Source organism: Microbacterium sp. BR1 (genome assembly GCF_002812725.1).
GTDB lineage: Bacteria > Actinomycetota > Actinomycetes > Actinomycetales > Microbacteriaceae > Microbacterium.
Window position 1 is genome coordinate 373,994 of record NZ_NMUN01000010.1, and the last position, 13,460, is coordinate 387,453.

Annotated in this window: 14 protein-coding genes; 9 read left to right on the forward strand and 5 right to left on the reverse strand. The window is 69.7% G+C overall.

The window, feature by feature from the left end:
• Positions 1-65: 65 nt before the first annotated feature.
• From CGU35_RS17565 to cofD, 9 genes are read left to right on the forward strand one after another with little or no spacing between them, the layout of a single operon-like run.
• Complete coding sequence (locus CGU35_RS17565) at positions 66-449, forward strand: hypothetical protein (RefSeq protein WP_100812738.1); 384 nt, start codon at positions 66-68, stop codon at positions 447-449.
• Between the two features lie 2 nt (positions 450-451).
• On the forward strand, positions 452-877 hold the full coding sequence (locus CGU35_RS17570; protein WP_100812739.1) for a phage holin family protein: 426 nt from the start codon (positions 452-454) through the stop codon (positions 875-877).
• On the forward strand, positions 867-1,193 hold the full coding sequence (locus tag CGU35_RS17575) for a hypothetical protein (protein ID WP_232711384.1): 327 nt from the start codon (positions 867-869) through the stop codon (positions 1,191-1,193). The genes CGU35_RS17570 and CGU35_RS17575 overlap by 11 nt, the downstream gene beginning before the upstream one ends.
• Positions 1,194-1,238: 45 nt before the next feature.
• Positions 1,239-1,997: a hydrogen peroxide-dependent heme synthase gene (gene hemQ / locus CGU35_RS17580; protein WP_100812740.1), complete on the forward strand. Its 759-nt coding sequence runs from the start codon at positions 1,239-1,241 to the stop codon at positions 1,995-1,997.
• Between the two features lie 10 nt (positions 1,998-2,007).
• A complete protein-coding gene (gene hemC / locus CGU35_RS17585) occupies positions 2,008-3,075 on the forward strand; it encodes a hydroxymethylbilane synthase (RefSeq protein WP_232711385.1) in 1,068 nt (355 codons plus the stop codon).
• Positions 3,072-3,878, forward strand: coding sequence for a uroporphyrinogen-III synthase (locus tag CGU35_RS17590; protein ID WP_100812741.1), 807 nt, complete (start codon positions 3,072-3,074; stop codon positions 3,876-3,878). The genes hemC and CGU35_RS17590 overlap by 4 nt, the downstream gene beginning before the upstream one ends.
• The gene (gene hemB, locus CGU35_RS17595; RefSeq protein WP_100812742.1) at positions 3,875-4,861 is read left to right on the forward strand and encodes a porphobilinogen synthase; all 987 of its coding nucleotides are present in this window, start codon (positions 3,875-3,877) and stop codon (positions 4,859-4,861) included. The genes CGU35_RS17590 and hemB overlap by 4 nt, the downstream gene beginning before the upstream one ends.
• Positions 4,862-4,878: 17 nt before the next feature.
• A complete protein-coding gene (gene hemL, locus CGU35_RS17600; RefSeq protein ID WP_100812743.1) occupies positions 4,879-6,204 on the forward strand; it encodes a glutamate-1-semialdehyde 2,1-aminomutase in 1,326 nt (441 codons plus the stop codon).
• The gene (gene cofD / locus CGU35_RS17605) at positions 6,201-7,202 is read left to right on the forward strand and encodes a 2-phospho-L-lactate transferase (protein ID WP_100812744.1); all 1,002 of its coding nucleotides are present in this window, start codon (positions 6,201-6,203) and stop codon (positions 7,200-7,202) included. Before hemL ends, cofD begins: the two co-directional genes overlap by 4 nt.
• Here cofD and cofC read toward each other — a convergent pair.
• From cofC to cofE, 5 genes are all read right to left on the reverse strand, one after another.
• Positions 7,151-7,825 (reverse strand): 2-phospho-L-lactate guanylyltransferase, encoded by a 675-nt coding sequence (cofC, locus tag CGU35_RS17610; RefSeq protein WP_100812745.1) that lies wholly within the window; start codon positions 7,823-7,825, stop codon positions 7,151-7,153. The genes cofD and cofC overlap by 52 nt on opposite strands.
• On the reverse strand, positions 7,822-8,835 hold the full coding sequence (gene fgd / locus CGU35_RS17615) for a glucose-6-phosphate dehydrogenase (coenzyme-F420) (protein ID WP_100812746.1): 1,014 nt from the start codon (positions 8,833-8,835) through the stop codon (positions 7,822-7,824). The genes cofC and fgd overlap by 4 nt, the downstream gene beginning before the upstream one ends.
• Positions 8,832-10,307: a flavin-containing monooxygenase gene (locus tag CGU35_RS17620; protein WP_100812747.1), complete on the reverse strand. Its 1,476-nt coding sequence runs from the start codon at positions 10,305-10,307 to the stop codon at positions 8,832-8,834. Before CGU35_RS17620 ends, fgd begins: the two co-directional genes overlap by 4 nt.
• Positions 10,304-12,595, reverse strand: coding sequence for a 7,8-didemethyl-8-hydroxy-5-deazariboflavin synthase CofG (gene cofG / locus CGU35_RS17625; RefSeq protein ID WP_100812748.1), 2,292 nt, complete (start codon positions 12,593-12,595; stop codon positions 10,304-10,306). Before cofG ends, CGU35_RS17620 begins: the two co-directional genes overlap by 4 nt.
• Before the next feature lie 101 nt (positions 12,596-12,696).
• Complete coding sequence (gene cofE / locus CGU35_RS17630; RefSeq protein WP_100812749.1) at positions 12,697-13,452, reverse strand: coenzyme F420-0:L-glutamate ligase; 756 nt, start codon at positions 13,450-13,452, stop codon at positions 12,697-12,699.
• Between the last annotated feature and the right edge of the window lie 8 nt (positions 13,453-13,460).

Consider the following 13,460-nt stretch of genomic DNA (forward strand, 5'->3'; position numbering starts at 1 on the left):
CGGGGCTAACCTAGAGAATCGAACCGAAGATCTAACAGCGTAGCGACGAGTGTGAGGAGACCCCTATGCGGGGCAAAGTGGGACTCGTGATCGGCTTGGCGGCGGGGTACGTCCTCGGCGCCCGCGCGGGACGTGAGCGGTACGAACAGATCAAGGAACAGGCCCTCAAGGTGTGGAACCTCGACCCCGTGCAGAAGCAGGTCGACCGGGCCAAGGACTTCGCGACGTCCACCGCCATGGCGGTCCCCGGCGCAGTGTGGAACGGTGCGGTCAAGGTGACGCGCGCGGTACAGGGCAAGGATGCCACGCCGGGTCAGCGACTCGATGCGGCGATCAAAGCCGGCAAGGACGGCTCGGAAGACGTGGCCAAGGCCGCCGAGCGTTCGGTCGCCAACATCGAGAAGAAGATCGACGACGCGGCGTCCACCGAAGACGCCAAGAAGAGCTGACGATGGCATCCCCGCGAGGAATGCGAGACGGTTTCCTGAAAGACCGTGCGGACGACAGTCTGCTGACGCTCGTCGGCGACGTTCCCGAGCTCGTCCGCAACCTGGTCATCGCCGAGGTCGATCAGGCCAAATCGTGGCTCGCGAAGACCGCCAAGGACTACGGGATCGGTGCGGGGTGGCTCGTGGTTGCCCTGGCGGTGCTGTTCTGGAGCATCCCCGTATTCGGAACCGCGGCCATCGCCGGGCTCGCCACGGTGTGGCCCGTCTGGCTCTCGGCGCTGGTCATCGGCGTCGGCTTGCTCGTCATCGTCGCCGTGCTGGCCCTGCTCGGCGTCGCGCGGTTCAAACGCGCGTCTCGACGGCAGAGTCCGATCGGGGCCGTGAAAGAGGACTTCGACATCGTCCGGGAGGTTCGTGATGAGTTCTGACGCCCTGGAATCGAACCGGGGACGCTCGCCGCGCCCCGACAGCCTGCTCGTGCCGTTGCCCCGTACGCTCGTCCCTCAGCTCGGTGATCCCGTCGCGCAGGCTCGAGCCGAACTCAAGGCCGCGCTCGCCGCGATCGAAGAGAAGGCCAACCTGCCCAAGCGCGCCGCGCGTTGGACGGACAAAGCCGCGCACCGCGCCCGGACTTTCGCCCACGCGCGTCCCGTACAGGCGGCCGCCATCGCCGTCGGCGCGGCAGCCGTCGTGGGGCTCGCTGTCTGGGAGGGCGTGCGCCTGTATACGGCGCCCCGTCGCTGATCGGCCAGGTTTGGCCGATCAGGTGCGCTGGGTGAGACTGGAAGCATGACCGAGAGTCACCCGCACCCGTCCCCCTCCGCCGAAGACACAGGCTCCGCCGAAGTCACAGCCCCCGCAGAAAACACGGCAGCCGCCGAAGGGGGCGAGAACCCCTCGGGCTTCACCCTGTGGGCCGTGTGGCGACGCGACCCCGATCGACCCGTCGCGGCGGTCGACGAGACCGAGCTGGAAGACATCGTCTCGCTCATCGAAGCGGGTGGCGTCACGGTGCGCGGCTTCTACGACGTCAGCGGCCTGCGGGCAGATGCCGACCTGATGGTCTGGCTGCATGGCGACACGGCCGAAGAACTCCAGCGTGACCTGCGCCGCCTCCGCCGCACGGAACTGCTGCGCAACCTGCTTCCGACCTGGAATGCGATGGGTGTCCACCGTGACGCCGAGTTCAACCGTCAGCACGTTCCCGGATTCTTGCGCGGTATCGGGCCCAAGGACTGGCTCTGCCTCTATCCGTTCGTCCGCAGCTACGAGTGGTACCTGCTGCCCGAGGCCGACCGGCGCCGCATGCTGGCCGAGCATGGACGACAGGGTGCCGCGTTCACGGGCGTGCTCGCGAACACCGTCGCCTCGTTCGCCCTCGGCGACTACGAGTGGTTGCTGCCGCTCGAGGCGGACGACGTGGTCGAGCTCGTGGACCTCATGCGCGACCTCCGCTCGACCGAGGCCCGCAGGCACGTCCGCGAAGAGGTGCCCTTCTACACGGGTCGTCGGCTCTCGCTCAGCGAGGTGCCCGAGGTCCTGCAGTGACGGATGCAGGGTGATCGCCCTGTCCGGAACGGAGGGAACCGGAACGCTGCGGCTGGGCACGCGACGCAGCGCCCTCGCGCTCGCCCAGTCCGGCCATGTCGCCGACGCGATCACGGCTGCCACCGGCATCTCGGTCGAACTCGTCCCCATCGTCTCCGAGGGCGACGTCACGCGCGCCCCTCTCGCGCAGCTGGGCGGGACGGGTGTCTTCGCGACGCGTCTGCGCGAGGCGCTCGCCGCGGGCGAGTGCGACCTGCTCGTCCACTCGTTGAAGGATCTCCCGACCGCCGAGGCGCCCGGCCTGCGGATCGCCGCGATGCCGCGCCGCGCGGACCCGAGGGACATCTCGGTCACGCGGGGCACGCTCCTGGCCGAGATCGGTGAAGCCGTCATCGGCACGGGTTCGCCCCGACGCCAGGCTCAACTAGGTCGCCGCGCACCGCGCGCCCGGGTTGCCGAGCTGCGGGGCAACGTCGATTCGCGACTTGCCCGCGTCCGCGACGGAGAACTCGACGGTGTCGTCCTCGCCGCCGCGGGGCTCACGCGATTGGGGCTGCTGGATGGTACCCCTCACGCAGACGGCGCGGAGGCCGTCTGGGGCACCGGGTCGGCCGACGGGCTGCTGCTCGAGCCGCTCGGGTTGGCCGAGTGGCCCACGGCGGCGGGTCAGGGTGCTCTCGCGATCGAGGTGCGCGCGGATGCATCGCCAGATCTCCTCGCGGCCATCGCCCCGCTCGAGGATCCGGCCACGCGCTTCGCCGTCACGATCGAGCGCTCGATCCTCGCCGGGATCGAGGCGGGTTGCCACGCTCCGGTCGGTGTGCACGCCAGCGTGACCGACGACGATGTGCGGGTTCGCGCCGTCGTCTACGCGCTGGACGGCGGACGCCGGGTGGGCCTCGATCACGCCGAGTCCCTGGCTAAGGGGTATATTCGACGAACGGGCGGCGGCGATGGCGCGAACGCCGCCGACAGCGCGGACCCGACCGTGCGAGCAGCGCTGATCGGGTCTGCGATCGCACGTCGACTCCTTGATGGTGGGGCAGCCGACTTGGTGTCACGAGAGTCTTCTACATGAATCCAGCAGCCGAGCATCCCGCGAAAGCGGTCAAACCCCTGAGCGGGTGGCGCGTGCTCGTCCCCCGGGGCGGACCCTGGGGCGATGGCGTCGCGGCGAGCCTGCGCTCGCAGGGCGCGACCCCGGTCGTGGCGCCGTTGATCAACTTCGCCCCGACCAGTGACCAGGCTTCGCTCGACGCGGCCCTCGCGGATCTGGTCGCGGGCGAGTTCGACTGGCTCACGGTCACGAGCGCCACCACGGTCGACGTCCTCTACGCCCACCGTGTGAGTATCCCGGTGACCACGCGCGTGGCCGCCGTCGGCGAGACGACCGCCGCCGCACTCGAGGCCGTCGGTTACCGCGTCGACCTCGTTCCGACGCAGGACAACTCCGCCGCGGGTATGGCGGACCAGCTGATCGCCCTCGAGCCGGAGCCGCGACGCATCCTGACGCTCCGCAGCGAGATCGCGAAGCCCGTCCTCACCCGCCGCCTGAGCGACGCGGGCCATCACGTGCGGAGTGTCGTGGCGTATCGCACGATCGGCGTGCCCGTGACAGAGCGCATCGCGCAGGATGTCGCCAGCGGCCGCATCAACGCGATCTTGGTGACGAGTGGCTCGGTCGCCGAACAGGTGCACCTGCAGTTCCCCGAGATCCCCGAGGGTACGGTCATCGCCGCGATCGGGCCGCGCACGGCGAAGGACGCGCGTCGCGCCGGGCTCGACGTCGATGTCGTGGCCGAGCAGCAGACGGTCTCTGCCCTGATCGATGCGGTTTCGCGGCTTGTGTTGCCGCATGCCGCCGACGAGTTCTCGCCGTGAGTTTTCCCGAACGCCGCCCCCGCCGTACCCGCCAGTCGCCCGCCCTGCGACGCCTCGTCCGCGAGACCCGTCTCGCGCCGTCGCAGCTCATCCTGCCGGTCTTCGTGCGCGAAGGCATCGCCGAGCCGCGAGCGATCGAGTCCATGCCGGGGGTCGTGCAACACACGCTCGACTCGTTGCGCGAGGCCGCCGTGGGTGCGGCATCCGCGGGCATCGGTGGCATCATGCTCTTCGGTGTTCCCGGAGTGCGGGATGCGGTGGGCTCGGGCGCCGACGATGAGCGCGGCATCCTCAACGTCGCGACACGAGCCGTCGTGCAAGAGGTGGGCGACGCGATCGTCGTCCAGACCGATCTCTGTCTCGACGAGTTCACCGACCACGGCCACTGCGGAGTCCTCGATGCGCGGGGACGGGTCGACAACGACGCCACGCTCGAGCGCTACGTATCGATGGCGTTGGCACAGGCGCGCGCGGGGTCCGCGATGCTCGGGCTGTCGGGCATGATGGACGGCCAGGTCGCCGCCGTCCGCGCGGGACTGGATGCCGCCGGGTTCACCGATACGACGCTGCTCGCGTACGCCGCCAAGTACGCGGGCTCGTTCTACGGGCCCTTCCGCGAGGCCGTCGACTCGCAGCTGAAGGGCGACCGCCGCACGTATCAACTGGACCCGGGCAACGCCCGCGAGGGTGTTCGCGAGGCGATCATCGATGTCGAAGAAGGCGCCGACCTCGTCATGGTCAAGCCCGCGCTGCCGTATCTCGACGTGCTCGCATCGGTGCGCGACGCCGTCGACGTGCCCGTCTGGGCGTACCAGGTGTCGGGTGAGTACGCGATGATCGCCGCCGCGGTAGCCCAGGGATGGATCGACGGCCGGGGCGCAACGATGGAGGCGCTGCTCGCCATCCGTCGCGCCGGTGCCGGTGCGATCCTGACCTATGCCGCCATCGAGGCCGCCGGGTGGCTGCGCCGCGACCTTGAGTGAGCGACGAGGATTAGTCCATGGATGATCGCAACACCCTGCTGTTCGACCGCGCCCGTTCGGTGATCCCGGGCGGCGTCAATTCTCCCGTCCGTGCGTATGGGTCGGTCGGCGGGGCGCCGCGATTCGTGGCATCCGCCCGCGGTGCGTACATCACCGACGCGGCCGGCCGCGAGTACGTGGACCTGGTCGCGTCCTGGGGTCCGGCGCTGCTCGGTCACGCGGCCCCCGAGGTCGTCGAAGCGGTACGGGATGCGGCGGGCCGTGGTCTGTCCTTCGGCGCGCCGACCGAGGCCGAGGTAGAGCTGGCCGAGCTGATCGCCGCGCGCGTGAGCGCGGGCGAGCACCGTCCCGTCGAGCGGGTGCGCCTGGTCTCGACGGGCACCGAGGCGACCATGACGGCGATCCGCCTCGCGCGGGGCGCGACCGGGCGTGACCTGCTGGTCAAGTTCGCGGGGCATTACCACGGCCACTCGGACGGGCTGCTGGCATCCGCCGGTTCGGGCCTGGCGACGCTGGGCCTGCCGGGGTCCGCGGGTGTCCCGGCGCCGATCGCCGCGCAGACGCTCGTCGTCCCCTACAACGACCTCGACGCGGTACGCGAGGTCTTCGCGGTACACGGCGACCGCATCGCCGCCGTCATCGTCGAGGCGGCTGCCGCCAACATGGGTGTTGTCGCACCGCTCCCCGGCTTCAATGCCGGCCTCGCCGAGATCGTCCACGCCAACGGTTCGCTGTTGATCCTCGACGAGGTGCTCACCGGGTTCCGGGTCCACCCCGCGGGCTACTGGGGGCTGCAGCAGGCAGCGGGTGAGGCGTACACCCCCGATCTGTTCACCTTCGGAAAAGTCGTGGGCGGCGGCATGCCCCTCGCGGCCCTCGGCGGACGCGGCGACGTCATGCAGTTGCTCGCGCCGACGGGGCCCGTCTATCAGGCGGGCACGCTGTCGGGCAATCCGCTGTCGGTGGCGGCCGGGCTGGCGACGCTGCGCGCGGCAACCGCCGACGTCTACGCGCGGGTGGATGCCGCGGCATCCGTCGTCGCCGATGCCCTCGATGCGGCGTTCACGCAGGCGGGCGTCGCACACTCCGTCCCGCGTGCGGGGAGCCTGTTCGGTGTGGCATTCACCCCGGACGCACCGCACGACGACGACAGCGTGCACGCGCAGGAAGCGTGGCGCTATCCGGACTTCTTCCACGCGATGCTCGACGCCGGGGTCGCGCTGCCCCCGAGCGTGTTCGAGGCGTGGTTCCTCACGGCGGCGCACGACGAAGCGGCTCTCGGACGCATCGTGGATGCTCTCCCTGCCTCGGCTCGCGCGGCGGCAGCCGCATCTCGCGCATGACGAACGAAACCGCGCGGCGCATCGTGGTGCTCGCCGGGGGCGTCGGCGGATCGAAGTTCGCCGTCGGTCTGCGCACGCTCCTCGCGCGGTCCGAGCCGATGGCGGCGGTCACGGTCATTGCCAACACGGGTGATGACCTGTGGCTGACGGGCATCCGTCTGCAGCCGGACGTCGATTCGCTGCTCTACGCCCTGGCCGGTGTCAACGACGCCGAGCGGGGCTGGGGTCGCTCCGGTGAGAGCGAGCGCGTGTCGACCGAGCTGCGCGCCTGGAATGCCGGGTGGCCGTGGTTCACCCTCGGGGATCTGGACCTCGGGACGCACCTGGCCCGCACGGGTTGGCTGCGCGAGGGCGTCGGGGCCGTCGAGATCGTGCGTAGGCTCAGTGCGCGGTGGCCTCTCGGCGTCGAGATCCTGCCGATGACCGAGGCGGAGGTCGACACGATCGTCACCGTGCGTGACGGCGATGGGAAGCGAACGATGCATTTCCAGGAGTGGTGGACGTTGCACCGCGCTCGTCTCGAGCCCATCCGCTTCGCCAACCCCGGCATCGAGATGGCGTTGCCCGCTCCCGGCGTCACCGAAGCTATCGCGCGCGCCGACGTCGTGCTCGTGGCACCTTCGAACCCCGTGGTCTCGGTCGGTCCCATCCTGAGCGTGCCCGGTATCCGCGATGCGCTGCGGGACACGGGCGCACCGATCGTCGGGATCTCGCCCATCATCGGCGGCGCTGTCGTCCGGGGAATGGCGGACGTGTGCCTCGCGGCGGTGGGCGCGGAGTGCTCCGCGGCGGGAGTCGCCGCTGTCTACGGGGCGCGCTCGGCGGGCGGGATTCTCGATGCTTGGCTCGTGGCAGAGGAGGACAGCGCGACTCTGCCCTCCATCCGCGCTCTCGGCATCGCCGCGCGCGTCGCGCCGCTCTGGATGCACGACACCGACAGCTCAGCTCAGCTCGCGGCCGACGCGCTGGCGCTCGCGACCGACGTTTCGGGGCTCTGAGGCAGGAGAGCTGCCGTCCGCTCGCCCAGACCCAGCGTTCGCGCCGTCTCGAGATGCGCGGCCGTGTCGACGTCTCTCCGCAACGTCGAGCCGCGCGCGACGTTCAGCACCCGGCACCCGGCCGCCGCGTGACGATCGAGGGAGCCGACGCCGAAAGAGGTGACGAGATCGATTCCGCCCCGCGCCGTGACGAGTGTCGAGCCCGTACCCTCGGCATCCGGTACGACCGCTCGGTCGTGCGCTTCGGCGAGCGTGAGTGCCCGATCGAGGTCCTGCGGGCGCAAGGCCGGCAGGTCGCCGAGCAGCGCCGCGCGGGCTACGGCTCGATCAAGGGTGCGCGCGCCGTACGCGATCGCACCGTCCACACCACGCGGGCCATCCTCGCGGAGGACACTGATGCCCGAGATGCCCCCCAGTTCCTCCGAGAGGTGCGGGTCGTCGGTTACGACGATGACCTCGCGGACGTTACGCGCGGCGTAGGCGGCATGTACGGTGTCGAGGGCGACTGCTGCCGCCAGGCCATGCCGCCCGGCGGCATCGGGGCCGAGCCGGGACTTACCGAGAGCCGTGGGCTTGACCGGGATGATCACGGTCCAGCCCACGCCGCGAAACCGGGGCTTCACTCGCCGACTCTCGCCCGCAGTCGTGGGAGGATCTCGGTTCCGTAGCGACGGAGGAAGCCTTCTTGGTCGTGCCCCGGGTCGTGGAAGACCAGGTGCCGGAACCCGAGGTCGAGGTAGCGTTCAATCGCGGCGACGTGCTCGTCGGGATCGTCCGAGACGATGAAGCGTGACGCGGCGCGCTCGATCGGCAGGCTCGCGGCGAGGCGCTGCATCTCGATAGGGTCATCGACCCCCATCTTCTCTTCGGGCGAGAGTGCGAGAGGGGCCCAGAAGCGCGTGTTCTCGAGCGCCACCGAACGATCCGGGTTGAATGACACCTTGACTTCGATCAGGGTGTCGATGTCGTCGCGGGAGCGACCCGCCTTGGCCAGGCCGTCTTCGAGCGCGGGCAGCAGCGTCTCCGAGTAAAGCTCGGGTGCCTTTCCGCTCGTCGTGATGTATCCGTCGGCGATTCGTCCCGCGAGCCTGGTGGCCGCCGGCCCCGACGCACCGACGTATATCGGCACCGGACGTTCGGGCCGATCGTAGATGGTGGCATTCGACGTGGAATAGAAGCTTCCGTCGAAGCTCACGCGGTCCTCGGTCCACAGCCTCTGCATCAGGGTGATCGCTTCCTTCATCCGCTGGAAGCGCTCCGGTGCCTCCGGCCATTCGAAGCCCAGAGTCACCTCGTTGAGCGCTTCGCCCGTGCCGATGCCGAGCACGATCCGATCCGGATACAGGCAGCCGAGCGTCGCGAACGCCTGCGCCACGACCCCGGGGTGGTAGCGGAACGTCGGGGTGAGGACCGAGGTTCCCATCACGATGCGGGACGTGCGCGACCCGAGAGCCCCGAGCCACGGAATCGCCGCCGGGGCGTGTCCGCCGTCGTGCATCCAGGGCTGCAGGTGGTCGGAGACGAAAACGGAGTCGAATCCCACCTCTTCGGCGAGCACGCCGAATTCGAGCAGCTCCCGGGGGGCGAACTGCTCGGCGGATGCTTTGTACCCGAATCGAATCGGAATGGTCATGATCGTCCTTCCAGAAGTCCCACGGATGCGGGTTCGAAGTCGCCCGGTCCGATGCGGGCCAGGCGGTCGTGGAATGCCTGGACCGAGCCCGGCCAGAGCAGTGTGAGTCGACCGCTGCGTTCGTCGACGTACCAATTGCGACATCCCTCGGCGAGCCACGACGTCCCGACGCTGCGTTCGACGATCTCGCGTGTGTAGGCTCGCTCGGCCTCCGCTCGCACGCGCCGGGGGTGTCCTCCGCGTTCGGCGAGTGATCGCACGACGAAGGCCGCCTGTGCCTCAGCCATCAGCACAGCGGAGTTGTGACCGAGCGACGCGTTCGGACCATTCAGGACGTACAGATCGGGGAATCCTGCGACCACGGTCGATCCGAGTGACGTCATGCCATCGCTCCAGTGCTCGGCCAACGTCTGGCCAGCCTCACCCTCGACGAGGTCGGCGTAGGGCTGCTGAGTCGTCTCGAAGCCCGTGGCGAGCACCAGCGCGTCCACCTCATAGGCGTTGCCGTCGTCCGAGACGAGCGTGCGCCCCTCGACCGCTACGAGCGCGGACGGTTCGAGCGTGACCTCGCCGGCGTCGAGAGCCGGGTAGAAGTCGTCCGAGAGGAGAACGCGTTTGCATCCGAACGGGTATCGGGGGGTCAGTGCATCGCGGAGCGCGGCGTCACGGACTTGGGCCGCGAGGTGGGCGCGCGCGGCTTCGTGCGCGACAGCCGCGGCTCGTCGATCCCCCGATCGCGAGGCGAGGCGGGACTCTCCTTCGCGGTAGAGATCCGCGCGAAGGTCGGCCAACGCCCACGGGTCCGACGCCAAGCGGCGCTGCTGCTCCGTCGTGTAGATCTCGCCACCGCGCGGCAGGATCCATGCGGGAGTGCGCTGGAACAGCGTGACGGACGCACCCCGGCGGACGAGCTCGGGCACGAGCTGCACGGCGCTGGCCCCCGTGCCGACGACGGCGAAGCGCCGACCCGCGACGGCAACCGAGTGGTCCCAGCGCGCCGTATGCATGACCGGTCCCGGGAAGGACTCGATGCCCGACACGTCGGGCAGCCGCGGCTGAGTCAGGCGCCCGCAGGCCAGCACGAGCGACTGGGCCGTGATGGTCTGTGCCCCGGTGCGCCCCGTGTCGAGATGCCAGGCGTTTTCGCTCCAACGTGCTCGGCGGAGCGGGCTGTCGAAAACGGCCCGTGCAGTGATGCCCTGTTCTGCTGCGACGTCACGCAGATATTCCTGGATCTCGGACCCCGTCGCATACGTCTGTGACCAGTCGGGGCGGGGATGATCGGCGAAGCCGTACAGGTGGGCCGGCACGTCGCAACCGATTCCGGGGTAGGTGTTCTCACGCCACGTGCCCCCCACATCGCCCGCTCGCTCGAGCAGGATGAAGGATTCGCGGTTGGCCTTCTGCAGGGCGAGCGCCATGCCGATTCCGGCGAACCCGGCGCCGATGATGGCGACGTCGACATCGGTCATGCGTCGCCCCCGAGCGCTCCGCGGTAGTCGGTCGTACGTATCCGGAGCGGGCGGAACAACCCACGGGTGATCTGCTTCGCGCGCGCGATGGTCATCTGCTGCCCGTGCTCCGCCCCGGAACGGGGCAGCACGCGGCCATCGAGCAGGGTGCCGCCCAGATCGTCGGCGCCCGAACGGAGCAGGGCCTGCACCGTCTCATCGCCCACTCGCGTCCAGGGCACCTGGATGTGCGGGATTGAGGCGGACAGCATCAGGCGAGCGACCGCGAACACGGCGCGGTGCTCGTCGAGGGCCGCGCGTCCTGGCACGAGGGGGACACCGTGGCCAGGCAGCGGTATCGGCACGAATTCGGTGAAGCCGCCGGTGTCGGTCTGGACCGCGATGAGACGCCGCAGGTGCGCGATCCGTTCGCTCGCGGTCTCCACATGCCCATAGAACATCACGGAGGTCGAGCGCAACCCCGAGCGGTGGGCGGCGCTGATCACCTCGACCCAGCGTTCGATATCCAGGTCGTCGGGCGCGATTCGACGACGCACTCGTTCGCTCAGGATCTTCACTCCGGTGCCGGGAACTGTCCCGACTCCCGCGTCGCGCACCGCTTCACAGGCCGTTTCGAGCGTGAGTCCGGCGCGGCGCGCGAAGTCGTCGACGTCTGCCGGACGGAAAGCGTGCAGATGGATGTCGGGGGCCGCGGTCCTGATCGTACGGGCGATGTCGAGGTAGGCCTCGGGTGCCTCGTACGGGCCGACTTTGCCCTGGACGCAGATCTCGCTCGCCCCGAGCTCGCTCGCGTCGTGGGCGATCATGGCGAGCGCCGCGGCGTCGTAGGTGTCGGGCTCCTCTGCGAGAGCGGCGCGGAAGAGGCTCGATGAGACGTTTCGGTTGACGACGATGCTGACCGCTTCGCCCACCGTGAACTGGCGGAGCTGATCGGCCGTCTCGGCCAGTTCTTCGAGGGCCGGACCGTCCGATTCGAGGAGCCCGACCCACTCCTGGTCATCGAGTGACGCGGGGTCGCTCGCTGCGCGTTCGATCAGTCGTCGGATCGGGCGCCTGCCCGCGTGCGCCCGCGACGGCGCCTCGGCTTTCGCGCGCTCGTCGAGAGTATCGCCGTCCGTGACCGCGAGCCCGTCGTCGCCGGCGAGCGCGCGTGTCGCGGGAACGACCTCGTCGTCGAGCCAGGTGGTGGCGGCTCGCAGGTACTCGGGGTGCACGGTGAGACGCTCGCGGAGTCGATAGCCGAGGGCGGTCGTGCGGTCCGAGAGGTCGTCGACCTGGGGCCAGGGTCGCTCGGGGTTGACGTGATCGGCCGTCAGGGGCGAGACTCCACCCCAATCGTCTGCCCCCGCACGTACCAGCAGGTCGAACTCGTCGGGGTCCGAGAGGTTCGGGGGTACCTGGATTCGGGCGTCTGGCCCGAGCACCATCCGGGCGACCGCGACCGTGGCGACGTAATCGAGCAGGTCTGCGTCCGGGGCGTCCTGCATGGCGGTGCGCGGCTTGGCGCGGAAGTTCTGCACGATCACTTCTTGGATGTGGCCGTGTCGCTCGTGCGCTTCGCGGATCGCGATGAGGGATTCGGCGCGGTCGCGCAGGGTCTCGCCGATTCCCACGAGGATGCCGGTGGTGAAAGGCACACGTGCCACCCCGGCGTCCTCGATCACGCGCAGCCGGACGTCTGGGTCCTTGTCGGGTGACCCGTAGTGCACCATGCCGGGCTCCTCGAAGAGGCGGCGCGAGGTGGTCTCGAGCATCATCCCCATCGATGGTGCGGTCGGCCGCAACGCGCGCAGCTCATCGAGGGTCAGGACCCCCGGGTTGAGATGGGGCAGCAGGCCTGTCTCATCGCGCACGAGGCGCGCCATCGCGGCCACGTAGTCCAGCGTCGATGTGTAGCCGTTCTCGTCGAGCCATGTGCGCGCGGCGGGCCAGCGCGCCTCGGGTCGGTCGCCCAGCGTGAAGAGGGCCTCCTTGCAGCCGAGCGCCGCACCACGCCGCGCGACCGTCAGCACCTGCTCCGCCGACATGAAGAGCGGCTTGTGGGCGCGGGCCAGCTGGGTCGGCGTGTCGACGAACACGCAGTAATGGCAGCGATCCCTGCAGAGTGTCGTCAGGGGGATGAAGACTTTGCGGGAGTAGGTGATGATTCCGGGTCGGCCCGCTCGCCGAAGGCCCTCGTCCCGGCATGCCGTCGCGGCGTCGAGAAGCACGTCGAGCTCGGTGCCACGCGCCGCGAGCAGGCTCTCGGCGCCGTGACGATCGAGGCGCTGAGCCGTGCGGTGCTCCATTCGACCATCTTGGCATCTCGGGATCGGGCCCGTCGTGGTCCAGCGGTCCGTCGCGATGAGTCACACCCTCTCGACCTCGCCAGCCTGCAGTGGGCGGGCATTCATGGGCGGGAGGCGAAGCCCGCGGCGAAGCCATCTGCGTAGGCTTCTTCGCTCCCCCTGGAGAACATGTCCTTCTCGGGGACGCGCACGATCGAGCGGGCGCCGGGCAGGTCGAGCGGCCCGACGAGATCCCCTCGGCCGCGGACGACGGCGACGGGATTGCCCGTGGCCTTGCCTTTGACGAGATCTGCGGCGCTCGCCATCTCGTCGGCGACGCAGGGCAGGGTCACCGTGAGCGGACGACCCTGCGCATCGGTGTGGCCGCGGAGGTCTTCGAAGACGCGCACGCCCGCGGCCCCGATCGCGCTGTCCGTCTGTCCCTCTCTCCACGCGCGCCCGAGGGTATCCGAGACGAGCACTCCGATGCTGACACCCAAGAGCGCACGCAATCCCTCCGCGAGTCTCCGAGCCGAGGCATCGGGATCTTCGGGGAGCAGCAGCACGGTGCCCTCTGGGGTGTTGCTGGCATCGACCCCCGCCGCCGCCGAGACGATACCGAGGCGGTTCTCGACGATGCGCGTCGTGTGTTCGCCATGTGTCCGCGCGGCGACCACGCGAACCGTCTCGTCGGTGATCGCCTGCTCTCGATCCTGCGCAGGGACGAAGCGGCCCTCGGCTTTCGACACGATCTTCGACGTGACCACGAGGATGTCGCCATCCTGAAGCGAGCCGGCGGCGGTATCCGCGATCACGGAGACCAGATCCGTACCCGCGGTGATCTCGGGGATGCCGGTGAGGGCCCAGATCTGAAGCACGATTCGAC